The 25,853-nt window shown below is 62.1% G+C and carries 24 protein-coding genes and 1 tRNA gene; 18 read left to right on the forward strand and 7 right to left on the reverse strand.

Annotated features, from left to right (window positions below):
- Position 1 precedes the first annotated feature (1 nt).
- The 11 genes from HD842_RS00065 (at position 2) to HD842_RS00115 (ending at position 15,154) form a co-directional block, all read left to right on the forward strand.
- The gene (locus HD842_RS00065; RefSeq protein ID WP_183549301.1) at positions 2 to 1,264 is read left to right on the forward strand and encodes a glycosyltransferase family 4 protein; all 1,263 of its coding nucleotides are present in this window, start codon (positions 2 to 4) and stop codon (positions 1,262 to 1,264) included.
- Positions 1,254 to 2,597, forward strand: a complete 1,344-nt coding sequence (locus HD842_RS00070) for an O-antigen ligase family protein (RefSeq protein WP_183549304.1) — start codon at positions 1,254 to 1,256, stop codon at positions 2,595 to 2,597. The genes HD842_RS00065 and HD842_RS00070 overlap by 11 nt, the downstream gene beginning before the upstream one ends.
- Positions 2,598 to 2,718: 121 nt before the next feature.
- Positions 2,719 to 3,750, forward strand: a complete 1,032-nt coding sequence (locus tag HD842_RS00075) for a hypothetical protein (RefSeq protein WP_183549307.1) — start codon at positions 2,719 to 2,721, stop codon at positions 3,748 to 3,750.
- Positions 3,747 to 4,883, forward strand: coding sequence for a glycosyltransferase family 4 protein (locus HD842_RS00080; protein WP_183549309.1), 1,137 nt, complete (start codon positions 3,747 to 3,749; stop codon positions 4,881 to 4,883). The genes HD842_RS00075 and HD842_RS00080 overlap by 4 nt, the downstream gene beginning before the upstream one ends.
- Complete coding sequence (gene asnB / locus HD842_RS00085) at positions 4,883 to 6,928, forward strand: asparagine synthase (glutamine-hydrolyzing) (RefSeq protein ID WP_183549312.1); 2,046 nt, start codon at positions 4,883 to 4,885, stop codon at positions 6,926 to 6,928. Before HD842_RS00080 ends, asnB begins: the two co-directional genes overlap by 1 nt.
- A gap of 40 nt (positions 6,929 to 6,968) precedes the next feature.
- Positions 6,969 to 8,135, forward strand: a complete 1,167-nt coding sequence (locus HD842_RS00090) for a glycosyltransferase family 4 protein (protein WP_183549315.1) — start codon at positions 6,969 to 6,971, stop codon at positions 8,133 to 8,135.
- A 1-nt stretch (position 8,136) separates the two neighbouring features.
- Entirely contained in the window at positions 8,137 to 9,771 is a 1,635-nt protein-coding gene (locus HD842_RS00095; RefSeq protein WP_183549318.1) for a GNAT family N-acetyltransferase, read from the forward strand.
- Entirely contained in the window at positions 9,753 to 10,817 is a 1,065-nt protein-coding gene (locus HD842_RS00100; RefSeq protein WP_183549320.1) for a GNAT family N-acetyltransferase, read from the forward strand. The genes HD842_RS00095 and HD842_RS00100 overlap by 19 nt, the downstream gene beginning before the upstream one ends.
- A 53-nt stretch (positions 10,818 to 10,870) precedes the next feature.
- Positions 10,871 to 12,019 carry a glycosyltransferase family 4 protein gene (locus tag HD842_RS00105; RefSeq protein WP_183549322.1) on the forward strand — a complete coding sequence of 383 codons (1,149 nt, stop codon included), beginning with the start codon at positions 10,871 to 10,873 and terminating at the stop codon, positions 12,017 to 12,019.
- 836 nt (positions 12,020 to 12,855) lie between these two features.
- Positions 12,856 to 14,703, forward strand: a complete 1,848-nt coding sequence (locus HD842_RS00110; protein ID WP_183549324.1) for a DUF4832 domain-containing protein — start codon at positions 12,856 to 12,858, stop codon at positions 14,701 to 14,703.
- A 166-nt stretch (positions 14,704 to 14,869) separates the two neighbouring features.
- Complete coding sequence (locus HD842_RS00115) at positions 14,870 to 15,154, forward strand: hypothetical protein (RefSeq protein WP_183549327.1); 285 nt, start codon at positions 14,870 to 14,872, stop codon at positions 15,152 to 15,154.
- A gap of 245 nt (positions 15,155 to 15,399) precedes the next feature.
- Here HD842_RS00115 and HD842_RS00120 read toward each other — a convergent pair whose 3' ends face one another.
- The 5 genes from HD842_RS00120 to ispB all read right to left on the reverse strand — a co-directional run bounded on the left by HD842_RS00120 (position 15,400) and on the right by ispB (position 18,486).
- A complete protein-coding gene (locus HD842_RS00120) occupies positions 15,400 to 15,915 on the reverse strand; it encodes a hypothetical protein (protein WP_183549330.1) in 516 nt (171 codons plus the stop codon).
- Positions 15,912 to 16,538, reverse strand: a complete 627-nt coding sequence (locus HD842_RS00125; protein ID WP_183549333.1) for a hypothetical protein — start codon at positions 16,536 to 16,538, stop codon at positions 15,912 to 15,914. Before HD842_RS00125 ends, HD842_RS00120 begins: the two co-directional genes overlap by 4 nt.
- On the reverse strand, positions 16,531 to 17,088 hold the full coding sequence (locus tag HD842_RS00130) for a PAAR domain-containing protein (protein WP_183549336.1): 558 nt from the start codon (positions 17,086 to 17,088) through the stop codon (positions 16,531 to 16,533). The genes HD842_RS00125 and HD842_RS00130 overlap by 8 nt, the downstream gene beginning before the upstream one ends.
- 278 nt (positions 17,089 to 17,366) lie before the next feature.
- Positions 17,367 to 17,443, reverse strand: a tRNA-Pro gene (locus tag HD842_RS00135).
- 53 nt (positions 17,444 to 17,496) lie between these two features.
- A complete protein-coding gene (ispB, locus tag HD842_RS00140; RefSeq protein ID WP_183549338.1) occupies positions 17,497 to 18,486 on the reverse strand; it encodes an octaprenyl diphosphate synthase in 990 nt (329 codons plus the stop codon).
- Positions 18,487 to 18,761: 275 nt separating this feature from the next.
- Here ispB and rplU point away from each other — a divergent pair, with 275 nt between their 5' ends.
- The 6 genes from rplU to HD842_RS00170 all read left to right on the forward strand — a co-directional run bounded on the left by rplU (position 18,762) and on the right by HD842_RS00170 (position 23,893).
- Positions 18,762 to 19,073 (forward strand): 50S ribosomal protein L21, encoded by a 312-nt coding sequence (gene rplU, locus HD842_RS00145; RefSeq protein ID WP_183549341.1) that lies wholly within the window; start codon positions 18,762 to 18,764, stop codon positions 19,071 to 19,073.
- Positions 19,074 to 19,115: 42 nt separating this feature from the next.
- On the forward strand, positions 19,116 to 19,397 hold the full coding sequence (rpmA, locus tag HD842_RS00150) for a 50S ribosomal protein L27 (protein WP_183549343.1): 282 nt from the start codon (positions 19,116 to 19,118) through the stop codon (positions 19,395 to 19,397).
- A 109-nt stretch (positions 19,398 to 19,506) separates the two neighbouring features.
- The gene (cgtA, locus tag HD842_RS00155) at positions 19,507 to 20,619 is read left to right on the forward strand and encodes an Obg family GTPase CgtA (RefSeq protein ID WP_183549345.1); all 1,113 of its coding nucleotides are present in this window, start codon (positions 19,507 to 19,509) and stop codon (positions 20,617 to 20,619) included.
- Between the two features lie 3 nt (positions 20,620 to 20,622).
- Positions 20,623 to 21,048, forward strand: coding sequence for a hypothetical protein (locus tag HD842_RS00160; protein ID WP_183549346.1), 426 nt, complete (start codon positions 20,623 to 20,625; stop codon positions 21,046 to 21,048).
- Entirely contained in the window at positions 21,045 to 22,163 is a 1,119-nt protein-coding gene (proB, locus tag HD842_RS00165; RefSeq protein ID WP_183549347.1) for a glutamate 5-kinase, read from the forward strand. The genes HD842_RS00160 and proB overlap by 4 nt, the downstream gene beginning before the upstream one ends.
- 155 nt (positions 22,164 to 22,318) lie before the next feature.
- Positions 22,319 to 23,893 (forward strand): methyl-accepting chemotaxis protein, encoded by a 1,575-nt coding sequence (locus HD842_RS00170; RefSeq protein WP_183549348.1) that lies wholly within the window; start codon positions 22,319 to 22,321, stop codon positions 23,891 to 23,893.
- A gap of 16 nt (positions 23,894 to 23,909) precedes the next feature.
- Here the strand turns inward: HD842_RS00170 and nth are convergent, their stop codons facing one another.
- Together nth and rsxB are read right to left on the reverse strand one after the other, a co-directional pair.
- Positions 23,910 to 24,617, reverse strand: coding sequence for an endonuclease III (gene nth, locus HD842_RS00175; RefSeq protein ID WP_183549350.1), 708 nt, complete (start codon positions 24,615 to 24,617; stop codon positions 23,910 to 23,912).
- Positions 24,618 to 24,622: 5 nt separating this feature from the next.
- Positions 24,623 to 25,300, reverse strand: coding sequence for an electron transport complex subunit RsxB (gene rsxB / locus HD842_RS00180; RefSeq protein WP_183549352.1), 678 nt, complete (start codon positions 25,298 to 25,300; stop codon positions 24,623 to 24,625).
- Between the two features lie 172 nt (positions 25,301 to 25,472).
- Between rsxB and HD842_RS00185 the strand changes: the two genes are divergently transcribed.
- Positions 25,473 to 25,814: an RcnB family protein gene (locus HD842_RS00185; protein ID WP_183549354.1), complete on the forward strand. Its 342-nt coding sequence runs from the start codon at positions 25,473 to 25,475 to the stop codon at positions 25,812 to 25,814.
- Positions 25,815 to 25,853: the final 39 nt, after the last annotated feature.

Below are 25,853 nucleotides of genomic sequence, written 5' to 3' on the forward strand. Positions count from 1 at the left end.
AATGAAAATTCTGTTGCTCATGCATAGCCTGTCCGCAGGGGGTGCTGAGCGCGCGGCCTGCACGCTGGCCAATTTCTGGGCGGGCAGGGCGCGCGAAGTCACCATCGTCACGCTGGCCCCGGTCAGCGCCGACTTTTATCCGCTCGATCGCAGGGTAGGGCGTATATCGCTCGATCTGGCCGGGGCCAGTCGTCATGCTTTCCATGGCCTGTGGCAGAACACCAGGCGCGTGCTGGCGCTGCGGCGCCTGTTGCGCAGTCTGCGGCCAGACGTCGCGCTCGCGATGATGAGCACGCCAAATGTGCTGCTGGCCCTTGCCAGCCTGTGGCTGCCAGCGTTGCAGACGATTGGTTCGGAGCGCTGCTATCCGCCGCACGCACCGCTCGGTCGCCTGTGGCACGTTCTGCGCCGCAGGCTGTACGGCAGGCTCTCGGCCATGGTGGCGTTGACGGGCGAGTGTGCGCACTGGATCGAAACGCGAACGTCGGCATCAAGGGTCGTCGTGATTCCCAATGCTATTGCCTGGCCATTGCCCGACACCCCGCCGCAGCGCAGTCTTCCCAAGCTGTGCCAGCCGCAGCGCAAGCGCCTGCTCGCCGTGGGGAGGCTTGACCCCGTGAAAAACTTCGACGCCCTGATTGGCGCGTTCGCGCGCCTGGCGGCTGCCTTTCCGGACTGGGATCTGGTCATCCTTGGGGAAGGGCCCGAGCGCGCCCGGCTGGCGTCGACGATCGGGCGCATGGGACTGATACAGCGTGTGGCCATGCCGGGCGTGGCCGGCAATATCGCGTACTGGTATGGCCAGGCCGATCTGTTTGCACTGACCTCGCTTTCCGAGGGTTTTCCCAACGCCCTGGCCGAGGCAATGGCCCACGGCGTGCCTGCGGTCAGCGTCGATTGCAATACAGGGCCGCGCGACATCATCCGGCACGGTATCGACGGTCTGCTGGTCCCGCCAGATGATATCGCCGCCCTGAGCGACGCACTGGCCCGTGTGATGGACGACGACGCATTACGCGGGCAGTTGGCGAGCCGTGCAACGCAGGCGAGGGAACGATTTTCGGTCGAGAAGATTGGGCAGATGTGGGAAACATTGTTCGTGTCGCTGTGCGGCAGTCAGGCGCTGGCCCATGAAGCCGGCCATGTAGGCAGCCATGACGGCAAGCCCGAAGTCAACCGTACAGGCAGGCACGGCGTCAGCCATGCTGGCAGGCAGTCAGGCAATCAGTCAGCCGCTATGAAAGACCCTGCCCATGAACCATGAACTCGCCGCTCACAACGAAGCGAGGTTGCCCGGCTTGCATCGGCCACAAACCCCGCCACGCACCGACCGCCGTTTCTTCGTCAGGTACCACACCCTGTTGATGGCGATCGCGCTTGGCACCATGTACGCCAATCTGCCAATTTATCTCTATATACTCGATGCGCGGTTATTGCCCAAGTTTATTTATTTCGGCATTTTTGGATTGGTCGCGCCGCTGATGGTCCTACGCTGGCAAGCGTTTCGCGATTACCTGATGTCGCCATTCGCCTTGTGGGCATTGTTATTATTTTCCTTGAACATGATTTATCTGGCAGGTTTTTCTGCCAGCGTGGACGTCGCTGGCGCAGCATTCATGGATATGCAGGCCGAAGCCAGACGCTCCATGATTGCAACGCGTGCACAATATATTCTGTTCGCCCTGTTTCTTGGATTCGTTGCCTATATCTCGCCCACGAGAATGTATCTGCGGATCATGTTTGTGCTGATGGCCATCGTGCCATGCGCCGTCATCATCGATTTTGCCAATCCCGGGCTGTTGTATCCGGTGGATCTGACCGGTGCCGTACTCGGGCGGGCAGCAGCGATGTTCATCAATCCGAACCTTGCCGGGGAAGCCATCCTGCACATCGTCGTGCTGGGCTTTGCCGTGCTTGATCGCCGCTGTCGGATGCCACTGTTTTTATTGGCTGGCGTCGCCATCCTGACCACGTTTTCCCGTGCCGCGATCATTGCATGGGTAGTGTTGCTGGGGCTCTTTATTTATAAGAAAACATTACCAAAGTCCGCTGCAATATCTCTGACGATTGCAATCGGTATTCTTCTTGTCTTTATCGGCAGCTTTGAAAGTTATATCTCTTCGAGAGAAGAATTCGAAGACGCAGCCACCAATATCCTGTCAAGGCTCAACTTCTTCTCCAGCTTTACCTTCGATGATGATAGTTCTGAAGAGCGGGCAGGCGTGATTCAGGCAGGCTGGGAGTTATTTCTTCAAAACCCTTTATTTGGTTCAGGTGCTGGCGCCACGCATTTTTGGCGGCACCGGGGAAGCACGCATAACCAGCTCCTTCTTTTGGCGGCCGAATATGGTGTCATGGGGATTTTATTATGGGGATGGATGCTCATCATGCTCTGTAAAAGCAGTTTTTTCAGCGATCGGGGATTGCGGTATGCGATGGCATTCCTGTTTGCGTTCATGTCGATGTTCACGCATCAAATGTTTGATGCCGCTTCGTACTGGCTGGTCACGTTTGCGCTGGTTTGCGCCATGCCGGGCAGCGCGCCGGCCGGCCCGCTGCCGCCCTGGCCCAGGCAGCGCATGGCGCGCCTGCGCTGAAAAAACACTGTCCAGCGTGGCATGACATGACACCCCGGCCAGGATCACAGCAAGCGTGCTTGCACGCATACATAGACCTACACACACAGCATCGACGACGACGCGCTCTGCGCACTCAACCATGGCTTCCGCAAAATTTGTCATTTCGCTCGATTTTGAGCTGTTCTGGGGCGTCGCCGATACGCAGACGATTGCCGGCTACGGGCGCAATGTGCTGGGCGAATGGCAGGCCGTGCCTCGTATGCTGGCCTTGTTTGCGCGTTACGGTGTGCGCGTGACGTGGGCAACGGTCGGGATGATCATGTGCCGCAACTACGATGACTGGCGCGCCACGCGGCCGACGCTTTTGCCGGGCTACACGCGCCGCGCCCTGTCGCCGTATGGCATGGACCAGTTCGTACGCAGCTACCCGCGGCTGTTCTTCGCGCGGCCACTGGTCGAGCAAATCCTGGCGGCGCAGGGGCAAGAACTGGGAACGCACACCTTTGGGCATTTCTATTGCAATGAAGCGGGCGCATCACCGGCGCAATTCGCGGCGGATCTGGCATGTGCGCAGTCGGTGGCTGCCGGCATGGGCGCCAGCTTGCGCAGCGCGGTACTGCCGCGCAATCAGATTGTCGCGGCGTTCCTCCCCATCCTGTCCCAGGCGGCGATTCAGGTTTATCGCGGTAATGCGCCGCACCCGCTGTACCGCCATGGCGATGCCGTGGTCGGCGGCCTCGCCGGGCGTGCAGCGCGCTTTGCCGATGCCTGCCTGCCGCTGAGCGGCAAGCGCACCGTATGCCCGCAGTCGCATGGGGCCCTGGTGAATGTACCGGGCAGTCAGTTTCTCTACCCATGGTCTCGCCGGCACCGCGCGTTGTTGCCGCTGCGCCTGCGTCGCCTGAAGCAGGGCATGGCACTGGCAGCGCGCGAGGGAAGTACGTTTCACCTGTGGTGGCATCCGCACAATTTTGGCGTGAACCTGGACGAGAATCTGGCGCAGCTTGAAGTATTGCTGCGCCACTACCGGCGCCTGGCCGACACCCACGGCATGCAAAGCCATTGCATGGCCGATTTTGCCTCGTCCTCGTCCTTGGCCACAGAAACTACCACTGCCACTGGCTCGACTTTCGCTTCGCCCGGCGCACCAGGCGCACGGGATCCGTCATGACGCGCCACGTCCTGCATGTCATCACCGGCCTGGCGATGGGTGGCGCCGAGATGGCGCTGTACCGGCTCATCCTCGCGTTTCGCGACAGCGAGTATCGCCACACGGTGATCGTCCTCAGTCCTGGCGGCAGCATGTATTCGCGGTTTGTCGCGGCAGGCATCACGCTGATCGTGCTCGACGTGCGGCGTGCGCCGATCGGCGACCTCGTACGCATGGTCCGCCTGATCCGCACGATGCGTCCCGATATCGTCCAGACCTGGCTCTATCACGCCGATTTCCTTGGCGGCCTGGCAGCCCGCCTCGCCGGCAACCGCAATGTCATCTGGGGCATTCGCACGACCGATGTCGACGGTGGCTGCGCGCGCAGCACGGCGCTCGTGCGCTACCTGTGCGCGTCGTTGTCGCGCTGGGTGCCGCACACCATCGTGTGCGTAGCCGAGGCGGCGCGCCGTTCCCATTCCCTGCTTGGCTACGACGCCAGCCGCATGGTGGTCGTGGGCAACGGCTTTGATCTGTCGGCATTCACGCCAGGCCACGACGAACGTGCAGCGTTGCGGGCACATTGCGGCTTCACGGCTGACGACATCGTGCTCGGCACCCTTGGGCGCTTCAACCTCGACAAGGACTATCCCAACTTCGTCAAGGCCGCTGGCCAGCTCGCCAGTCGCTACCCGCGGCTGCGCTTCCTGATGATCGGCAAGAACCTGGATGCAGACAACGCCGAGCTGTTGCGCTGGATCGATGCCACCGGTTACGCGAAGCGCTTTGTCTTGCTGGGCGAACGCGCCGATATTGCCATCTGCCTGTCCGCCATGGACATCTTCTGTCTGTCCTCGCGCACCGAAGCCTTTCCCAATGTGGTGGGCGAGGCGATGGCGATGGGGTTGCCGTGTGTGGCAACCGATGTCGGCGACGTCGCTGTCCTGATGGCGGACACCGGCGTGCTGGTGCCGCGGGCCAATCCCGACGCGCTTGCGCAGGGCGTCGCGGACCTGATGGCGCTGGCCCCCGCGCATCGCAGGCAGCTGGGGCAGCAGGCCAGGGCGCGCATCGGCGCCAGGTTCACGATGCGGTGCGTGCGGGCGCGTTTCGAGCACATTTATGAAGGCGTCATTGCGAGAGGAGAACTCTGATGTGCGGATTCACTGGATTTCTGACTGCGGCGTCTTCACCGGCAACGGACCAGGTTGGCTGGCTCAGGCGCATGACCGATGCGATCTACCATCGGGGTCCCGACGATGCCGGTTACTGGTCCGACGGCGAGCACGGCATCGCCCTGGGCCACCGGCGCCTGGCGATCATCGACCTGTCTCCGGCCGGTCAGCAACCGATGCGCTCGTGCTCGAACCGCTTTGTGCTCGTCTTCAACGGCGAAATCTATAACCACCTGGACATGCGCAGCGAGCTCGAGGCGAGCGCCGATGTCTGCGGGTGGCGCGGTCGGTCCGATACCGAAACGCTGCTTGCCGGTTTCGATGCCTGGGGTATTGCCGCCACGGTCGAACGCGCCATCGGCATGTTCGCCTTTGCCGTCTGGGACCGGGAGGCGCGCGTGCTGACGCTGGGGCGCGACCGCGTCGGCGAAAAGCCCCTGTATTACGGCTGGCAGGGCAGGGGAGACGATGCGGTGTTCCTGTTCGGCTCCGAACTCAAGGCACTGCGCGCGCATCCGGCCTGTGCTGCCGATATCGATCGCGCGGCGCTGTGCCTGCAGCTGCGGCACAGTTATGTGCCGGCGCCGCATTCGATCTATCGCGGCATCGCCAAACTGCCGCCGGGCTGCCTGCTGACCGTCTCGGCGGGGCGCCCGGAACCGGTGCTGCACACGTATTGGTCGGCAGCGCAGCAGTGGACGGCGGGCGCCGCCACACCGTTTGCTGGCACGCCAGCGCAAGCCGTCGATGCGCTCGACACCTTGCTCAGCGAGGCCGTCGGCGCGCAGATGATGGCCGATGTCCCGCTGGGGGCATTCCTGTCCGGCGGCGTTGACTCGTCGGCGATCGTCGCGCTGATGCAGGCCCGCTCGACGCGGCCGGTGCAGACATTTTCGATCGGGTTTCACGAGCACGGCTTCGACGAGGCGCCCCATGCAAAAGCCGTGGCCCGTCATCTCGGCACCGATCACACCGAGCTGTACGTGACAGCGGCGCAGGCCCGGTCGGTGATTCCACGGCTGCCGTCGATGTACGACGAACCGTTTTCCGACTCGTCCCAGATTCCCACGTTTCTCGTGTCCCAGCTGGCACGCCGGCACGTCACGGTGTCGCTGTCGGGCGACGCTGGCGACGAACTGTTTTGCGGCTACACCCGTTATGGCTTCGCCGCCCATCTGTGGAAATCGATCAGCGCGGCGCCGTTGCCCGTACGGCGGCTCGCCGCACGGGGCATCACGCGGGTGCCGGTGGCTTCCTGGAACCGGCTGGCGCGCACGCTGGGGCCGTGCCTGCCGCGCGCCATGCGCTTTGCCAACACGGGCGACAAGCTGCACAAGGGCGCCGACATCATGGCCAGCGCCTCGCTCGACGCGGTGTACCTGGGCCTCGTGTCGCACTGGGATGATCCGGCTGCGCTCGTGATCGGCGGCCATGAGCCGCACACCTTGCTGCGCGGCGCGGCGCCGGTGCTGGCCGGACTCGGTAGCGTCGAGCGCATGATGGCGCTCGACACGCTGACCTATCTGCCTGACGACATCCTGGTCAAGGTCGACCGGGCCGCCATGAGCGTGTCGCTGGAAACGCGGGTGCCATTTCTGGATCACCGCGTGATCGAGTTCGCCGCGCGGTTGCCGCTGGCGCTGAAACTGCGCGACGGCGCGAGCAAATGGGCGCTGCGGCAAGTGTTGTATCGCTACGTGCCGCAAGCACTTATCGAGCGGCCCAAGATGGGCTTTGGCGTGCCCATCGGCGACTGGCTGCGGGGCCCGCTGCGCGACTGGGCTGAAACCCTGCTGGCCGAGTCGCGGCTACGCAGCGAAGGCTTCTTCGCGCCTGCGCTGCTGCGCACCCGCTGGCGCGAGCACCTGGATGGCCGCCGCAACTGGCAATACCACTTGTGGGATGTCCTGATGTTCCAGTCGTGGCTCGAACAGCAGGCCTCACCGCACCGTGAGGCGGGTGACGCCGCGCTGCACTGTCCGGCGCCGCCGGCCGTCGCGGCGCCATGCCCGCTGGCGACATGACCCTCGTGCACTGCATCCGACCTTCCTGAGGATGAACATCATGAACAAGAAAATCGTTATTTCGGTCAATACCGCCTGGAATATCCATAACTTTCGTTCCGGGCTGGTCAAGGCCCTGATCGCGCAAGGCTACGACGTCATGGTGATGGCGCCAGCCGATGCCTATGCGCACCGGCTGGCATCGCTGGGCTGCCGTTTCAAGACGATCTCGATGGACAACAACGGCACCAGCCCCAGTCGCGACCTGTCGCTGCTGGTCAAGTATTGGCGTGTCTTGCAATCGGTGCGCCCGCTGGCCTATCTGGGCTACACGATCAAGCCGAACATCTACGGATCGATCGCCGCGCACCGGCTCGGGATCCCGGTCATCAACAATATCGCGGGCCTCGGCGCAACCTTCATCAGCAACTCGCCTTTAACCTACCTCGTCAAGCAGCTGTACCGCTGCTCGCTCAGGCAATCGAACCGGGTGTTCTTCCAGAATGCTGACGATTGCAAGCTGTTCGTCGACGCGGGCCTGGTGCGGCCCGACGTGGCGGAAGTCCTGCCCGGCTCCGGGATCGACTTGCAGCAATTCCAGCCGGATCCTGCGCGGCTACCCGCGATGGACGGATTTTGTTTCTTGCTGGTGGCGCGGATGCTTCGCGATAAAGGTATCGACGAATATGCCGCCGCGGCGCGCATCGTGCGCCAGCAAGTGCCGGGCGTGCGGTTCCAGCTGCTGGGGCCGGTCGATGCGCACAATCCGAACTCGATCCCGCTTGAGCGAATCGCGGACTGGAAAAGCAGTGGCTTGATCGAATATCTGAAAGAGACCGACGACGTCCGGCCCTACCTGGCGCATGCCGATTGCGTCGTGTTGCCGTCGTACCGCGAGGGTGTGCCGCACACGCTGCTCGAGGCGGCGGCCATGGCGCGCCCGATCATCGCCACGAACGTGGCCGGCTGCAAGGACATCGTGGCGCATCAGGCGAATGGCCTGCTGTGCAAGGTGAAAGATCCGGCCGACCTGGCCGCCAAGATGCTGCAAATGGTCAGCCTGACGCAGGCACAGCGCCTGGCCATGGGCCAGGCGGGCAGGAATAAGGTCGTCGCGCAATTCGATGAAAATGTCGTGATCGGGCGCTACCTGAACACACTGCGGCAGATCGAAGCCAATGGGCATGCACACGCCGTGCAGGGCCTCGAAACAACGGCGCAAGTCTGATATGACGCTGCGCTTACTGACCGGCGACGCCGCACTGGCCCACATCGGCGCGCAGACATTCGTCACGGCGTGGCGGGCGCTGCATGCCGTCTGCCCCTGGGCCACCGCCTGCCAGCATCCCGATTTCGTCTTGCCGTGGTACGGCTTGTACGGGGCGCTGTTCGTGCCCGTTGTCGTCCTGCAGGAAGCCGCCGATGGTGCGCTGCTCGGCCTGTTGCCGCTGGCGCTGGACGACAAGGGTCAGCGCCTCACCGGCGCTGGTGAACGGCACGCCGAATACCAGGGCTGGCTGCAGCCCCCGGACGCCGGCGCAGTGTTCATCACGGGAGCGCTGCGCGCCATCCGCGACCATCTTCCGTGCGCCGATCTTGCGCTGCGTTACCTGCCGGCCGGCACGCCGTTGTCCTGGCTCGATGCGTGGCGCAACGACGCATCCGATGCACGACCGTGGGTCACGCTGCGCTGTGTGCGCCGGCCACTGATGCAGATCGATCCGGTCGCGATGCACCGGCAGCGCAACAAGAAAAATCACCGGCAAAATAGCAATCGCCTGGGCCGGCTGGGCGCGGTGCGGTTCGAGCAGGTTGTCGAGCATGACCATTTCTTGCGGGTCATCGATGCCATCTGCGACCAGTACGATTTCAGACAGGCGGCGCTGTACCGCGCAAGGCCGTTCACGCTCGACGCGGCAAAAAAGCGTTTGTATATCGCGCTGCACCGGCAAGGGCTGCTGCACGTCACGATCCTGACGGTGGACGGCGCCATTGCTGCATCCCACATCGGCCTCTTGAGCGCAGGCCGGGCCGTGCATCTGGGGATCAATACCTATCACCCGGCCACATCCGCGCACTCTCCCGGCAATTTGCTCCTGGCCATGCTGGGCGTGCATCTCGCGGCGCAGCAGGTGCCGTTGCTCGACCTGACGCCAGGCGGCGACGGGTACAAGGAGCATTTTGCGACAGCGCACGATCACGTCTCGACACTGACGATCCACCGCGATCTGCGCAGCTTCCTGCTGGCGACGGCGCGCCAGCGCCTGGTCGATGCCGCCAGGGCTCTGGCGACCTGGGCTGGCTGGCGCCACCATGACGTGCTCGCCGTCGTGCATGGCATCCGGCCGCGGCGCTGGGCAAGCGTCGCCGCCGCATGGGTACGGCGCCGTGCACGCCCCCAGGCAGTCTCCCGCATCTTTCGATCAGGGCCTTCCCGCGAGGTCGAGAGCGCGCTGCTGCCATCCCGCGACAGCTTGCCTGACGTGCTGCAATTTGACGCCAACGATGCGGCATTGGGTTACTGCGCATTCTTGAACACGGTCATGAAGCGGATGGAACGATCCAACCATTTCTATAGCCTCGTTCACGGCAACCGGCTGGGCCTGTTTTGCTGGGCGAATGGGGCCACGGCGGACTCAGGCATGGTCCTGTCGGGTTTATACGTGCATCGACAATGCATGCAGCCCGATCTGGTCGAGGGATTCATTGCCGGCGTCGTGCAGGACATCCGGCGTCGCGATCCGCAGGCGGCGATTTACTACCAGGGCAGCCTGAGCGCTGAGCTGGACAACAACCTGGCGCGCTGTGGTTTCAGCCCGGCCAACCTGCAACAGGAGCAAGCGGCATGCATGCAAGCACATTGATTTCCCCGCCCGACAGCGTCACGTGCCACGTCGGGCAGATTCCCGCCGGCGTCGAAGAGGCCCTGGTGACAGCTTATGCCTCGCTGCATTCGTCGCTGGCGTTTTTCAAGGTGTTCCGGTCGATCGAGAACGCCAGTTGCTACCTGGCCCATCGCGCCGGCGCGCCCAGCACGGTGTTGCTATTTACATTCAGCGGTCGCCGAATCGACGTCATCAACGAAATGATCGCGGTCGAAGAAGCCGAGATGGCGCGCTTCGCGACCTATGTCTTCGCGCATTTTCCGCAGATTGACGTCATCAGTTTCAAGGCCGTCAAGACCACGACCCGTGCGCTCGGATTTCCGGTGCAACAGTACCCGGCCAAGGGCAGCTATGTCGTCACGCTGCCTGCCACGCCCGATGCCTACAAGGCACGCATCGGCAAGTCCACGCGCGCCAGCATCAACCAGGGCCTGAACGGTATCCGGCGCCACTTTCCGTCGTTCGAGTCGCGCTTTTTCGTCAACGACGATATTGACGAGCGCCATATCCAGGCGATCGTTGCATTGAGCGAACAAAAGATCAATGCCGGGGACGCCGTGTTTTTCTATGACGTGGCGCGGCTTACCCGGCTGGCCAAGCTGTGCGGATTCGTGCACGTGATCCTGATCGACGGCCGCATCTGCGCCGGCTCCGTCAATTACCAGGTTGGCGCCAGCTTCTTCGGCGACGCGATGGGGTACGACCCCCACTATGAAAAATTCGGGCTTGGCAAGTTGTGCGTTTTCCTGACGATCTCCGAAAGCATCGTGCGCGGCGGAACCCGGTTCTATCTGGGCGGCGGCGTGTTCGCTTTCAAGGAACGCTTGCTGGGCGTGCCGTTTTACATGGACGAAGTGCATCTCTATCGTTCGCGCATCAAGCTGCTGCGCAACATCGATCATGCGATTGGCGCCATGATCGCCGCAGCCACGCGATCGGCCAAGCAACTGCTGCATCAGCACAAGGGGGCGACCTGGGCCCGACTCGTGTTCAAGGCGTTTTACCTGGTACAGCGCCGCAAGTAATCCCGGCCACATGCCGCTGATCGTGCAATGAAACCTGGAGGCGACGCTGGACGATGCAATTACTGATCTACATTCACTCGCTGGAAAATGGTGGCGCCGAACGCGTGGTCGCCAATCTGGCCAACTACTGGGCGTCGCTTGGCTGGGCCGTCACGGTGGTGACCGTCGCCTCGCAGGTGCGGGATTTTTATGTGCTTGATGCCGGCGTCGGCCGCCGCTGCCTTGATCTCGCGGGCCAGGGCGGCGGCTTGCTCGCAGGTGTCGTGCGCACGGCACGGCGCGCGCGTGCGCTGCGCCGGGTGCTGCGCGAGGTACAGCCCACTGTCGCCTTGTCCGCCATGCACACGGCCAATGTCGTACTGGCGCTGGCGGCGCGCGGCCTGCCTGGCGTGCGCACGGTCGGCTCCGAGCATAATTTCCCGCCCAAGGCGCCGATGGGCATGGTGTGGGAAACGCTGCGGCGTCATGCTTACGGCCACTTGCATGCTGTCGTTGCGCTGACCCATGAATGCTCGCACTGGCTGGAACGCCATTCCCATGCCCGACGCGTTCCCGTGATTCCGAACCCTGTCGTGTGGCCATTGTCGCAGCATGCGCCGCAGGTGAGTCCCGCGACCTCGTGCGCGCCCGGTCGGCAGATCCTGCTGGGGGTTGGCCGGCTCAGCGAAGAGAAAAACTTCACGACCCTGATTGCCATCTTTGCGCGGCTGGCGCCCCTGCACCCAGACTGGGACCTCGTCATCCTGGGGGAGGGCGCGCAGCGCGCGGCGCTGTCTGCGCAGGTGCAGGCCGGCGGGCTGGGGCAGCGCGTGTTCTTGCCCGGCAGTGTCGGCAATGTGGGCGACTGGTATGCGCGGGCCAGTCTGTATGCCATGAGTTCGCATTTCGAAGGTTTTCCCAACACGCTGGTCGAAGCCATGGCGTATGGCTTGCCGGCGGTGAGCTTCGATTGCGACACCGGCCCCCGGGACATCATCCGCCATGGCATCGACGGGGTCCTGGTGGCGCCTGGCGATGTCGAAGGCATGGCGTCGGCGCTCGATACCCTGATGCGTGACAGCCGTGCGCGGGCCAGATTCGCGCGGCACGCCATCGATGCGCGAGAGCGGTTCTCGATGGAGAAAATATCGCGCATGTGGGAAACCGTATTCATGCCATCGACGTGCACGCACCGCCTCGAGGTTGACGTTGTTGCTAAATGAACCACGCAGTGTCATCACGCCCCACAAGCAGTAACCCCCGCCTGTTGTTCTAGCAGCCTCATCGCTTCTCTACCAGCCTCGAGCACACTGCGGCTGCGTCACGCATTTAAAAATTCCCTATTTGCAATTACTTAGAAGAATGTTGCAACGTTTCAGTTTGCCCAAAGAAAAATATTTGGGGAACTAATTGAGCCGAAGCATCTCCAACGCCAGTGTTTGAATTTTTAAGAAGCATTTTTCTGACACACATCAGACGTTGGCGCTGAACTCCTGTTGGCCTATTGCACCCATGTTGGGCCGCCAAGAAAACAAAGCGGTGACATTTTTCTCAAGGAAATTATTTTTTATTTCTCGGAACCAATCGCTTTGAGGAAACTCAAACGATTTCATGATTCCAGGAATGAGGAGATGCCATGATCGATAGCACGTCGTTGTAGTCACAGCACGCCCAGCAGGGGATGTCTGTGTGCGCTTTCTCGCGTCATGTCGTGGGAAGACCTCCTGTCTTCTCGTCGCCAGTTATCCACCATAGCGCCTTGCCGCGCTTCCCCGCCGCTAGCTGATCGCCAGCCGATACAGCTAGTCCATGTCAGCAGGTCCTGCGGATGTCCCTGCCACGCCGATCCAAGTGGCAGCGGGATTGTCACGCTCTTCGTCTGCGGATGCTTCCCGCCACTTGCACTGCAAGCGGCGACTGGATCGTCACGCGCCGGTTTTGTATTTTTAGATAAAGCGATTATCAAATGTCACCTATTCACATCACTTCCGTTTCTTCCGTCCGTCGCCCAATCGGACTCGCACTGCTGTGCGCCGGACTCATTTCCAGCCCGGTGCTGATGTCGGCTGCCGTCGCTGCGCCTGTCGCGCTGGCCTCGGTCACGGCGGGTCCGACGACGGCAAGCAGCGACGGCACCAATCTGAGTATCCGCATTGGTTATACCGGTACGCCGGCCTGGGTGCGCGTGTACATCGATAACGATGCCGTCACCACGTCCGGCTATGCATTCAACGGCGTCGGCGCCGGTTACATGATCGAGAATGGCCGCCTGTACCGCTACAGCGGCAGCAACGGCTCCTGGGCCTGGACCTTCGTCAAGACCGTGCCGTACACATCGGCCAATAGCCTGGCCACGATGACGGTAACTCGTGCCGAACTGGGCGGCGCGGACAATATCAGCGTCATCACCCAGACCGATCCGCCAGCGCAACTCTCGCCGATCCTGCGCCTGTCGATCACCAAGGCGACGCCTGCCCCGACGCCAACGCCAACGCCAACACCGACGCCGACCCCAACACCAACGCCAACGCCGACCCCAACGCCGACGCCGACCCCAACGCCGACGCCGACCCCAACGCCGACGCCGACCCCGACCCCGACCCCGACGCCATCCCCGGGCACCACGGTGCCAGTGAACTACACGGCCAGCACGGCGGTCATCGCCAACCCGGAGCGCGGCTTTTACCGCCACGTTGGCTGCGAAACGCCGCTGAGCCAGTCGCAACTGACGAGCTTCCGCACCTCGGGCGGTGAATCGCTGATGCTGTGCGTGTTCTATCTGCGCAGCTTCGTCAATGCACCGATCAGCCAGTCCACGCTCAATCTGTTCCAGCAACAGATGGATACGGTGCGCAAGGCTGGCCTGAAAGCCATCGTCCGCTTTGCCTACAACGACAACAATTCGCCGGTCGATGCGACCCCGGCGATGGTCAATACCCACCTGACGCAGCTGGCGCCGTACCTGACCGCCAACAAGGACATCATCGCCGTCGTGCAAGCTGGCCTGATCGGTGCGTGGGGCGAGTGGGGCAACACCAATAACTATGGCGACAGCTACAACATGACCGCCAAGAACATTGCGGACCGCAAATCGGTGGTCGACAAGCTGCTGCAAGTGGTGCCGGCCGAACGCATGGTGCAGTTGCGCATGCCGCTGTTCAAGACCAAGCTGTACACGCCGACTGCACTGACCCCGAGCGAGGCCTACAACGGTTCAGCCAAGGCGCGCCTGGGGCACCACAATGACTGCTTCCTGGCCAATGCATCGGATTACGGCACCTACGTCAATCCATCGGTGGAATTCCCGTACCTGGCTGCTGAAACCAACTACGTTGCATCGGGTGGCGAGACGTGCAGCTACTCGCCACCACGCAGCGATTGCCCGAGTGCAGTCGCGGAAATGGGCCGTTTCCATTGGTCGTACCTGAACCTGGACTACAACACGACGGTGCTGAACAACTGGAAAACCCAGGGTTGCTTCACCCAGGTCAAGCAGAAGCTCGGCTACCGCTTCGTGCTCAAGAGCGGCGCGTTCTCGCGCACGGCGAAACCGGGTGGCGGCTTCGTCGTCAACCTGCAGCTGCAAAACGAGGGCTGGTCGGCGCCATTCAACAGCCGCGACGTGGAACTCGTGTTCCGCAACACGGCGAGCGGGGCAACGTACCGCGTCAAGCTGGCAACCGACCCGCGCCATTGGCTGTCGAACCAGACCGTGACGATCAACCAGACCGTGGCGTTGCCGGCCAATATGGCGGCGGGTTCGTACTCGGTGCTGCTGAACCTGCCGGATCCACAGGCGTCGCTGCGCGACCGTCCCGAGTATGCAATCCAGCTGGCCAACAGCAACACGTGGGAAGCGTCGACCGGGTTCAACAATCTGCAGCATACGGTTGGCGTCGCGCCATAAGCAGCGTAAGCAGCATCCCGGCCTGATGCAAGGGCCGGGCAATAAAAAAGCCAGACCGGTTTGCCGGTCTGGCTTTTGCCTGAGCGTCGGCACGGCACTGGTGTAGACTGGCAACTTGTGGTTGATCGGCCGCATCAGACCATCTTTCAGACCAGGACAGCACACGATGAACAGTTTTGCCTCATGGCAGGCACGGGCGGCGGTATACAGCGCCACCAACAAGCGTGACACCGTGTTGTTTCTGGCGTATGAAGCGGCGTCGGCATCTGAGGCCAGTGCTGCAGGCTTTGAATTAATGGGAACGACTTGGGACGCCAATGGCGTCGAAGTCAAGGCGTATAAATCGAAGCCGCCGGGCGTACCGGAATTCGGGTGTGTCATTTGCGGTAAAAATTCGCAGTATTACCATGGCGTGTATTGCTGCGGAAAGAAACGGGTTTTGATGCTGTGAACGCTGCAATCTCAGCATGACGACAATCACAACGTGACGCGGCTCGGTATCGCCCAAAACGACCACGGATCCAGGCATGGACAAATGAAAAGCCAGACCGGCTGACGCGTCGTCTGGCTTTTTGTTGTCTCGTCGGGGTGAGAGGATTCGAACCTCGCAGAGAACCAATCTGCTGATGACGGCCCAGCGGGGCGCTCCCACCTCGTAGGTGACGGCCGTACCGCATACATCCCTGGCAGACAGTATTATTTTTCGCTCACGGCGATATTGCCCGATGCATAGAACGTAGCACCGGCGTGCGCATGGCGCTCGATCAGGTACAGTCCGCGCATGTTCTGGAAACTACCGCTCTTTCCCAAACCGTCGAAGTTGAAGGTGGCGCAAATGTATGACTTGCTGCCTTCGCGCGCCTCGCCCCATATCGCTTCATACGGATTGAACACTGCAGGCAGCTTGCGCTTGTCAAGACGCGTGACACGTGCCAACGGCATTTCCTTCCCATTGAATACCAAGCCGAACGCTTGCGGTTTTTTTATTTCCCAGGTTCCGACGGTGTCTGGGCCGTGTTGCAGGGTGATATTAGTTTTTCCCGCTTCTTCATCTTCGGTTACCTGGAAGGCGTCTGCTGTTATCGAAGTGTAACGCACCTTGGGCGACGCGCTTTCGGTACGCAGGCAGGCGTCTACGACAGCAAGGCTGGGCCTGGCGCTGGCCTGCGCAGTGAGGATGCCCAGTAGTAGTCCAGCAAAGAGTGCTTTCACTTGTATTCCTTCGCGCCGGTGGCTTCCATATAGGCTGGATTGTGCTTCCAGAAGATTGTCCCGCCATACGCGGCGGTGGAAACATAGATGTGGTCGTACCTGGCTACTTCCACTGTTTCCGAACTGATCACCTTGCCTTTTTTCTTCTTGACTATCGTCTTGTTGATGATCACCAGCTTGGTCGATTCCTTGATGTCATAGATGTTATGCGCAGGATCGGAAAACTGGATCCCATGTTTCACTTTAAAATGATTTTTATAATTGGACTTGATATCGGCGCCATCCCAGAAATAGCCGCCGTTCGAAAAATCCGTACCCTCGTTTGCGAGTGCCTTCTTCGCTGCGTCAAGCGCAGCACTCATGCCGGCATCCTTGGCGATCTCTGCTTCGCTGGCATTCGTGAATTTCTTGTAGCGCGCATTGCCGTCGTTGACCACGAAGGAAAACGTTTTGTCGGACGTAACGAAGGTGCTCATGTCCGAATGCCCGCGCGCATTTCGCTGGCGTACCAGCACATACGCGATGGCGCCGATTTCTTCGGCCACATCGTTGTGCGAGGCTTCGCCATAAGCCATAGCTGCCAAGATACGCACTTCCTTACTGATCTTCTCGGTGTCACTCATGCCGCAATCCGCCGTCCCTGTCGAGCCACGTGACAAGGCGGGTTTGTTCTTCACCCTTGATCACGACCGTTTCTCCATTTGTATAGGTGCCCGCTTTGGTGTACAGCGTTTCGGCCATGCGCAGGTCGTAACGGTAGGCATCGACTGGCTTGCCGTCTTCACCAACCAAGCTGTAAAAATGCTCGATTTCAATTTCGTCGTCATCCTCATTGCCGGCCTGCGCAGCATTGCCTGAAGGGGCCGCTTGTGTTGCCGCCGCTACGCTGGCGCTGTTGTTGAAATTCGCGCCGGCGCCGGAGCTCCATTCGACGACGTCGGTGAACTGACCGGCCAACAGTACCGCACCGCAGGCGACTGCCACGCCCTTACCATAAAAGGTGGTGGTGATTACGCCTTCTACAATCGGATAGGTTCCCTTGCACTTGGGACAATGGGTCTGGTGGCCGATGTACGCGATAGGCCTGCCCATGCAGATATCAGTCAGCGATCCTTCCAATACGGTACCGCCGTGGCTTGTCTTGTCTCCAAGCCGTATAATTTCGCCCGCCATGCTTATCCTTTTTAGCCAGGCCTGGCGTCAGCCTTCACCGAAATTACGGCGCCAAGGTGCAGCAATCATAATCCAAGAAATTGGTGATGAGCTAATGGTCGTGCCGGCACGGCAGTTAGTGGCGCGGGACATCCCCGTAAGACGAGGTGTGCCAACCCGGGGATCCGAAGGCTTCCGCAGTTCTCGATCCCCAGCCTTACTGATAGGGCGATATCGCAAAGAGGGCCTGCGTAAACGAAAACAGCGGCTCGCAGGCCGCTATCGTTTACTAAATTCTCTGGTCGGGGTGAGAGGATTCGAACCTCCGGCCTCTACGTCCCGAACGTAGCGCTCTACCGGGCTAAGCTACACCCCGACGGCTCAGGGTGTACGTACAACCACCCCGGGATGGTCGTAATATAAAATCGCTTAGTGGTTCCTGTCAACGGCGAAGCTGCTCAGTTGCAGCAAGCTGTTCTTGAACAAGCTGTCGGGCAAGCCGGCAATCGCTTCCGATGCCCGGCGCGCTGCCTGTTCGGCCTGCGCCCGCGTGTAATCGAGCGCGCCGCTTGACGTTACGGCGGCCAGCACGGCGTCGAATTGTGCTTCGTCGCCTTGCTCGATGCAGCTGCGCACCAGTTCGCGCTGCTCCGGCGTGCCGTGTTCCATCAGCCAGATCAGGGGCAGGGTCGGTTTGCCTTCGCGCAGATCGTCCCCCAGGTTCTTGCCGATCTCGGCGGGGTCGCCAGCGTAGTCGAGCACGTCGTCGATGAGCTGGAATGCGGTGCCCAGCGAGCGGCCGTACTCGCCGGCGGCGGCGATCTGGGCGTCATTCGCGCCGGCGATCAGCGCGCCCAGTTCGGCAGCGGCTTCGAACAGCTTGGCGGTCTTGGAGCGGATCACGAGCAGGTAGCTCGCTTCGGTCACGTCCGGGTCGTGCATGTTCAGCAGTTGCAGCACTTCGCCTTCGGCGATCACGTTGGTGGCGTCGGACAGGATCTGCATGATGCGCATGCTGTCCAGGCCAACCATCATCTGAAACGCGCGCGAGTAGAGGAAGTCGCCGACCAGCACTGAGGCGGCGTTGCCGAACAGCGCGTTGGCGGTCTGGCGGCCGCGGCGCATCGACGATTCGTCGACGACGTCGTCATGCAGCAGCGTTGCGGTGTGGATGAATTCGACGACGGCAGCCAGCTCGTGGTGCGCGGTGCCCCGGTAGCCATAGGCATTGGCCAGCAGCAGCACCAGTACCGGACGGATGCGCTTGCCGCCGGCACTGATGATGTACTCGGCGATCTGGTTGACCAGCGTGACTTCGGAATGCAGCCGCTGGCGGATCACCGTGTTGACGGCCTCCATATCGGGCGCGATCGACTGGACGATGGTGTTCTGTTGGGCGTGTTGGGTAGCGGCTGACAAGGCTGACCTGCGTGAGCGTTGGGTTAACTATAAGAGTGAGGCGATTATACGTCATGGGAGGGCGAACCGTCGGGCTGACAGGGGTGCGCTTGCGAGAGAGCGGGCGATGCATCCGTGGATGCCGCCCGATGTCTTGAAGCGATCGCCGAATGGTTTTGACGCACTGCACCGACTTATGTATAATCCTCTGTTCCCCGGCTTAAGATTAGTCCTGCGTATCAAGCGCGGGCCGACGCGCCGAGGGGTTCTTTTAACATTTGATGAGGTTTCAAATCATGTACGCGGTCATAAAAACCGGTGGCAAGCAATACAAAGTTGTCGCTGGTGAAAAACTTAAAGTAGAACAGATACCGGCAGACATTGGTTCCGAACTCACGATCGATCAGGTCCTCGCCCTCGGCGAAGGCGAAAGCATCAAGTTTGGTGCTCCGCTGGTCGAAGGTGCAACGGTGCTGGTGAAAGTGGTTTCGCAGGGTCGCCACGACAAAGTGCGTATCTTCAAGATGCGTCGTCGTAAGCACTACCAGAAGCGTATGGGCCATCGCCAAAACTTCACCGAAATCCAGATCGTTTCGATCAACGGCTAATCCCCGTTCCGGTTCCCAGCAACGTCATCCAGGAGTAAATAAATGGCACACAAAAAAGGCGGCGGTACTACCCGCAACGGCCGTGACTCAGAAAGCAAGCGCCTTGGCGTGAAAGTCTACGGCGGCCAGGCAGTCAATGCCGGCGGCATCATCATTCGTCAGCGCGGCACCCCAGTGCGCGCCGGCACCGGCGTCGGTACGGGCAAGGATCACACCCTGTTCGCGCTGGTCACTGGCACCGTCAAGTTCGTCAAGCAAGGCGTCGGCTCGAAGCAATTCGTGACCGTCGTTGCTAACGAAGCAGCGGAAGCAGTCGCAGCGTAATAACGCACTCGCGCCGCTTTCGAGCGGCGCTTCTTTGCAAGGCGCAAGCCTTCCATCGAAAGGCTCTGCCCACGGTAGGGCCTTTTTTAGTTTTTAAGCGGTCACAATCATGAAGTTTATCGACGAAGCAAAAATTGAAGTCATCGGAGGCGACGGCGGCAACGGATGCGCCTCGTTCCGGCGCGAAAAGTTCCGCCCATTTGGCGGTCCCGACGGCGGCGATGGCGGCACGGGCAGTTCGATCTTTGTGGTTGCCGACCGCAACGTCAACACGCTGGTCGACTTTCGCTATTCGAAAGTCCACACCGGTAAGCACGGCGAACCGGGCCGCGGCTCGGATTGCTATGGCAAGGGCGCCGAAGACATCTATATGCGCATGCCGGTTGGGACGCTCATCATCGACGATGTCAATGGCGAAATCATTGCCGACCTGACCGAACATGGCCAGACCGAACTGCTCGCCAAAGGCGGCGAAGGCGGCTGGGGCAATATCCACTTTAAAAGTTCGACCAACCGCGCCCCGCGTCAAAAGACCGAAGGCAAGGAAGGCGAGCGTCGCACGTTGCGCCTGGAACTGAAAGTTCTGGCGGACGTGGGCCTCCTGGGCATGCCGAACGCCGGTAAATCGACCTTCATCACCGCCGTCTCGAACGCGCGCCCGAAGATCGCCGATTACCCGTTCACCACCTTGCACCCGAACCTGGGCGTGGTGCGCGTGTCGCACGAAAAAAGCTTTGTCGTGGCCGACATTCCGGGCCTGATCGAAGGCGCCGCCGAAGGTGCGGGCCTGGGTCACCAGTTCCTGCGTCACCTGGCGCGCACCGGTTTGCTGCTGCACATCGTCGACCTGTCGTCGTTCGAAGCGAACATCGATCCGGTCAAAGAAGCCAAAGCACTGATCAAGGAACTCGAAAAGTACGACGAAGAGCTGCTGAACAAGCCACGCTGGCTCGTGCTCAACAAGCTCGACGTGCTGGATGAAGCCGAGCGCAAGAAGCGCGTCAAGGACATGATCAAGCGCTTGGCCTGGAAGGGGCCGGTGTTCGAGATTTCGGCGCTAAACCGCGAAGGCTGCCAGGAACTGATCAACGCGATCTACCTGCACCTCGAAGAAAAGCGTCATGCCGAGCACCGCGCCGAAGAGACCGCGATGACCGAAGAAGCGCGCGGGATTTCGTCGATCGATCCGGACGATCCACGCTTCAAGATTCTCGAAGACTGACCCTTGGCTGGTAGCGTTCCTCAGCCCGCCACCTGGTCGCGCGCCTGGTTGCGCGGCCAGCTGTTGCAGCTGGTCGCGACCGTCAGCTCGCTGGCTTCGCTGGCGGCATTGCTCGATCCCGACCGTATTGCGTCGGCGATGGGCCTGTTTTTGGTTGGCGTAAATGGCTACAGCCAGTTCTACGCCATCTATGTGGGCGTCCGCCTCGCTACCGCGGGGTTGGCGCTGTTGGCGGCCAGGAACGGCAATCAGCCGATCCTGGGCGACCTGACTGCCTTGTTCCTCCTGGCCCAGCCGGCCGGCCGCCTCGCTGCGGCCTTTGCGATCGGCTTGCCCACGGGGGTCTTACTCGCTGTCTGCGCGGTTGAACTGCTGGCAGGACTTTCCCTGCTCGCATTGCGCCCGCGGGGAAAATTCCTGTCGCCATGAACTCTGCCCTCCAACAAGCTTCCCGCATCATCGTCAAGGTCGGCTCCTCCCTCGTCACCGACGAGGGCAGGGGGCTGGACCATACCGCCATTGCCCGCTGGGCATCCCAGATTGCCGCGCTGCGCGCCCTTGGCAAGGACGTGGTCCTGGTCAGCTCGGGCGCCATTGCCGAAGGCATGCTGCGCCTGGGTTTCACGAAGCGCCCTACCGATATCCATGAACTGCAGGCGTGCGCCGCCTGTGGCCAGATGGGCCTGGCGCAAATCTATGAAACGAGCTTTCGCGCGCACGGCGTGCAAACGGCCCAGGTGCTGCTCACGCATGCCGATCTGGCCGACCGCGAACGCTACCTGAACGCGCGCTCGACGCTGACCACCTTGCTGCGCCTGAAGGTGGTGCCGATCATCAATGAGAACGATACCGTCGTCACCGACGAGATCAAGTTCGGCGACAACGACACCCTGGGTGCGCTGGTCGCCAACCTGATCGAGGCCGATGCGCTCGTCATCCTGACCGACCAACCCGGCTTGTACTCGGCCGACCCGCGCAAGAACCCCGATGCGCGCCTGATCGCGCACGCCCAGGCCGGCGACGTGGCACTGGAAAGCATGGCGGGCGGGGCCGGCAGCAGCATCGGCAGCGGTGGCATGCTGACCAAGGTGCTGGCGGCCAAGCGCGCCGCGCGCTCCGGCGCGCACACCGTGATCGCCTGGGGGCGTGAGCCGGATGTCCTCACGCGCCTGGCGGGTGGCGAAGCGATCGGCACGCAGTTGCTGGCCCCCACCGGTCGCCTGACGGCGCGCCGCCAGTGGATGGTCGACCATCTGCACACGAGCGGCGAAGTCGTCATCGACGCCGGCGCGGCAGCCAAGCTCACGCGCGAAGGCAAGTCGCTCTTGCCGATCGGCGTCATCGCTGTCAAAGGCGAGTTCGGCCGTGGCCAGGTGGTTACGTGCGTCGACGAAGCGGGCAAGCCGCTGGCGCGCGGATTGACCAATTACGCGAGCAGCGAAGTGCGGCGCATCATGCGCCATTCGTCGACCGAAATCGAGCGCATCCTGGGCTTCGTCGAAGGGCCTGAGCTCATCCATCGCGACAATATGGTCTTGCTGTAGGCAGCGAGCACTCGCTCACCCGCTGTTGCGCCGATCTGACGTAACGGCGGGTTTGTACATCAAATCGTCCAAAAATATTGCTGTATGGATTCAAGCGTTGGACTTGGATATACACTGCGCTTGAGCGCGTCGTGCGTATATTCAGGATGTTCACCATGAAACTAAGTCGCAAATTACCACTGGGTTTTGCCGCCGTCACCTTGCTCGTCGCCTGTGCTGGCTTCTTCGGCATGGCGCAGCTGAACAGCTCGGTCGATACCTATCGCCAGGCGGTGGTCACCGAAGGCCAGGCACAGCAGGTGCAAGCGCTGCTGTCTCATTTCCGCAAGCAAGTCCAGGAGTGGAAGAACACCCTGTTGCGTGGGAAACAGGAAAGCGAACGCGTCAAGTACTGGAACGCGTTCCAGAAGAACGAGACGGAAGTCGCACAACAGGTCAAGGCCTTGCTGGACGCCATGCCGGAAGGCGAAGTGCGGACGCTGGTGACGCAGTTCGGCGCGGCGCACGCGACCATGGGTGCGGATTTCCGGCGCGGCTACCAGGATTTCGAAGCGGCCGGTTTCGATGCCAGCGCCGGCGATATCGCGGTCAAGGGCAAGGACCGTGCCCCGGCCGAGCTGCTGGTGCAGGCCCAGGAAAAGATGTCGGCCGTCAGCCTGGCCACTGCGGCCGAGGCCGATGCGGTCGGCAAGCGGGCCACGCTGCTCAGCTACAGCCTGATGTTGCTGGGCGCCGTGGTGGCCGTTGTCGCCGGCGTGCTGGTGTCGCGCTCGATCACGCGGCCGCTCGACGAAGCGGTTGAGGCTGCGCGCAGTGTGGCGGCGGGCGACCTGCGCACCGCGATCACGGTGCGCAGCAACGATGAAACGGGGCAGCTGTTGATGGCGTTGAAGGAGATGTCGGCCAGCCTGCAGCGCATCGTGCTCGAAGTGCGGGGCGGGGCCGAGACCATCGCGGTGGCGTCCGGCGAAATCGCGCAGGGCAACCTCGACCTGTCGGCGCGCACCGAGCGCCAGGCCGGCGCGCTCGAAGAGACGGCCTCGTCGATGGAAGAACTGACATCGACCGTCATCCAGAATGCCGACAATGCGCGCCAAGCGAGCGTGCTGGCCGTGTCGGCCTGCGACGTAGCGGTCAAGGGCGGCAAGGTGGTCGAGCAGGTGGTGGGCACGATGGCGTCGATCAGCGCATCGTCGCGCAAGATCACCGACATCATCGGCGTCATCGACGGCATCGCGTTCCAGACCAATATCCTGGCGCTCAATGCAGCGGTCGAAGCGGCGCGCGCCGGCGAGCAGGGCCGTGGCTTTGCCGTCGTGGCCGGCGAAGTGCGGACCCTCGCGCAGCGTTCGGCGACAGCGGCAAAGGAAATCAAGGACCTGATCGGTGAATCGGTGGCCTGCGTGGAAACGGGCGACCGGCTGGCCGGTGAAGCGGGCGTGACGATGGGCGAGATCCTGGCCAGCGTGCGCGGCGTGATGGACATCATCACCGAGATCAGCGCCGCCAGCAGCGAGCAGAGTCAGGGCATCTCGCAGGTCAACCAGGCCGTCACCGAAATGGATGTCACAACCCAGCAGAATGCAGCGCTGGTCGAGCAGGCTGCCGCCGCAGCACAGTCGCTGCGCGAGCAGACGGTGGCGCTGACGGAAGTGGTCAGCGTGTTCAAGGTCGAAGAGCCGGCCGGCGTCGTGGCGCCGCCCCGTACCAAACTGGCACTGGCTGCTTGACCGGCGTTACGCGGATTTAACTTGCCGCAGGTATCGCGGCCTCAGCTGCCGCGGCTGCCGCGACGGCAGCCGGATCGAGTACCCCGCTAGGCGCTGGCGTCTTGTCCCTGAACTCGCACAGGTCGGCAATCAGGCAATTCCAGCATTTCGGTTTACGCGCAACGCAGGTGTAGCGCCCGTGCAGGATCAGCCAGTGGTGGGCGTCGTGCAGGAATTCCTTCGGCACGAACTTCAGGAGCTTCTGTTCGACGATGTCGACGTTCTTGCCCGGCGCGATCTTCGTGCGATTCGAGACGCGGAAGATGTGCGTGTCGACCGCCATCGTCGGTTCGCCAAAGGCGGTGTTGAGCACGACGTTCGCCGTCTTGCGGCCCACGCCCGGCAGCGCCTCGAGCGCTTCGCGCACGGGCGGTACTTCGCCGCCATGCTGATCGACCAGGATCTGGCAGGTGGCGATCACGTTCTTGGCCTTCGTGTTGTACAGGCCAATGGTCGCGATATAGGTCTTGAGCTCATCGATGCCCAGGTCGAGGATCGCCTGCGGCGTGTTCGCCACCGGAAACAAGCGGCGCATGGCCTTGTTCACGCCGACGTCGGTCGACTGTGCTGACAGCAGCACCGCAATCAACAGCTCGAACGGGGTCGAAAATTCGAGCTCAGTGGTGGGCGTCGGGTTGGCCGCGCGAAAGCGCGTGAAAATCTCGTAACGTTTGGCGGAATTCATGCAGGTCAGGTCGGGTCGGTATTGCCGGCGGCTTTCAGGCGCGCGCGTTCCATGGCGGCGGCGATGATCGCGCGCTTGCGCTCTTTTTCTGCCAGCTCTTCGGGGGTATTGGTTGCTTCGGCCGTGACTTCACGCATCTTTTGCACGGCCTTGGCGGCCAGCCGCGCGTCGTTCTCGTCGCGCTCGCGGCGCAGGCGCGCTTCGCGGAAGTCGTGGCGGCTGCGCGCTGCATCGGCGGCCGGCTGGCTCCAGGCATCCCAGCCGGTGCGCTCGCCGGTGACCGGCACCATCGCGATGCAATCGACCGGGCAGGGCGCCACGCACAGGTCGCAGCCGGTGCACAGGCTCGGCAGGATCGTGTGCATCTGCTTGGCCGCGCCCAGGATCGCGTCGACCGGACACGCCTGGATGCACAGCGTGCAGCCAATGCACAGCGCCTCGTCGATGAATGCCACCGGGCGCGGACGCTCAATGCCATTGGCTGGATTGATCGGGATGACGGCGCGGCCCGTGGCAGCGGCCAGGCGGCGCACGCCTTCCATGCCGCCGGGCGGGCACTGGTTGATGTCGGCTTCGCCGCTGGCGATCGCTTCCGCATACGGACGGCACGCGGGATAGCCGCACTTGGTGCACTGGGTCTGCGGCAGCAGGTCTTCGAGCTGGTCGGCGAGGGCTTTGGTCACGGTGTGGCGGATCTGGTAAAGCCGACATTATCCGCCAAAATGCCGGGCGCTGCGGTGAAACCCGGCGCGCCGGCATGGCGTGGAAACGGACGCATCACGTGCGTGCTCAATCGAACAGAGGTGTTGGCCGTAACCTGCTGTACTATAAACCGATCCACCGACGAGGACTGACATGAACGAATTGATCGCCCCGTTGCTGTTTGCTGCCATTTTTTCTGCAGGCGACAACCTGCACACGCGCAACACCAAGGACAGCCATGCCACGGCGCTGCCCGAGCAGACCGAGGTGCTGGCGCTGCCGTCCTTGTACCGCAGCGTGGAATCCAGCGGCGAGTTGCGCCGTGGCGAGCGCTTACCTGCACGCTATCAGGCCGCCCAGTACGTGGTCGAGGACTGGCGCAAGCTGCGCCTGACCAAGCCACCGCGCGGGCATCAGTGGGTGCAGGCCGATCGCAGCTTCGCGCTCGTGGCCATCGCGACCGGCCGGGTCGAGCAGGTGGTGCTGGGGCGCTGAGCGCATCTAGCGCACAAAAAAAATGCCATGGCGCTTGCC

Source organism: Massilia aurea, assembly GCF_014200505.1.
Taxonomy (GTDB): domain Bacteria; phylum Pseudomonadota; class Gammaproteobacteria; order Burkholderiales; family Burkholderiaceae_D; genus Telluria; species Telluria aurea_B.

Excerpts from the sequence above, each read along its gene's own strand:
- HD842_RS00065 (WP_183549301.1), top strand. The coding sequence starts at position 2 with ATGAAAATTCTGTTGCTCATGCATAGCCTGTCCGCAGGGGGTGCTGAG.
- HD842_RS00070 (WP_183549304.1), top strand. The coding sequence starts at position 1,254 with ATGAACCATGAACTCGCCGCTCACAACGAAGCGAGGTTGCCCGGCTTG.
- HD842_RS00075 (WP_183549307.1), top strand. The coding sequence starts at position 2,719 with ATGGCTTCCGCAAAATTTGTCATTTCGCTCGATTTTGAGCTGTTCTGG.
- HD842_RS00080 (WP_183549309.1), top strand. The coding sequence starts at position 3,747 with ATGACGCGCCACGTCCTGCATGTCATCACCGGCCTGGCGATGGGTGGC.
- asnB (WP_183549312.1), top strand. The coding sequence starts at position 4,883 with ATGTGCGGATTCACTGGATTTCTGACTGCGGCGTCTTCACCGGCAACG.
- HD842_RS00090 (WP_183549315.1), top strand. The coding sequence starts at position 6,969 with ATGAACAAGAAAATCGTTATTTCGGTCAATACCGCCTGGAATATCCAT.
- HD842_RS00095 (WP_183549318.1), top strand. The coding sequence starts at position 8,137 with ATGACGCTGCGCTTACTGACCGGCGACGCCGCACTGGCCCACATCGGC.
- HD842_RS00100 (WP_183549320.1), top strand. The coding sequence starts at position 9,753 with ATGCATGCAAGCACATTGATTTCCCCGCCCGACAGCGTCACGTGCCAC.
- HD842_RS00105 (WP_183549322.1), top strand. The coding sequence starts at position 10,871 with ATGCAATTACTGATCTACATTCACTCGCTGGAAAATGGTGGCGCCGAA.
- HD842_RS00110 (WP_183549324.1), top strand. The coding sequence starts at position 12,856 with ATGTCGGCTGCCGTCGCTGCGCCTGTCGCGCTGGCCTCGGTCACGGCG.
- HD842_RS00115 (WP_183549327.1), top strand. The coding sequence starts at position 14,870 with ATGAACAGTTTTGCCTCATGGCAGGCACGGGCGGCGGTATACAGCGCC.
- HD842_RS00125 (WP_183549333.1), bottom strand. The coding sequence starts at position 16,538 with ATGAGTGACACCGAGAAGATCAGTAAGGAAGTGCGTATCTTGGCAGCT.
- HD842_RS00130 (WP_183549336.1), bottom strand. The coding sequence starts at position 17,088 with ATGGCGGGCGAAATTATACGGCTTGGAGACAAGACAAGCCACGGCGGT.
- rplU (WP_183549341.1), top strand. The coding sequence starts at position 18,762 with ATGTACGCGGTCATAAAAACCGGTGGCAAGCAATACAAAGTTGTCGCT.
- rpmA (WP_183549343.1), top strand. The coding sequence starts at position 19,116 with ATGGCACACAAAAAAGGCGGCGGTACTACCCGCAACGGCCGTGACTCA.
- cgtA (WP_183549345.1), top strand. The coding sequence starts at position 19,507 with ATGAAGTTTATCGACGAAGCAAAAATTGAAGTCATCGGAGGCGACGGC.
- proB (WP_183549347.1), top strand. The coding sequence starts at position 21,045 with ATGAACTCTGCCCTCCAACAAGCTTCCCGCATCATCGTCAAGGTCGGC.
- HD842_RS00170 (WP_183549348.1), top strand. The coding sequence starts at position 22,319 with ATGAAACTAAGTCGCAAATTACCACTGGGTTTTGCCGCCGTCACCTTG.
- nth (WP_183549350.1), bottom strand. The coding sequence starts at position 24,617 with ATGAATTCCGCCAAACGTTACGAGATTTTCACGCGCTTTCGCGCGGCC.
- HD842_RS00185 (WP_183549354.1), top strand. The coding sequence starts at position 25,473 with ATGAACGAATTGATCGCCCCGTTGCTGTTTGCTGCCATTTTTTCTGCA.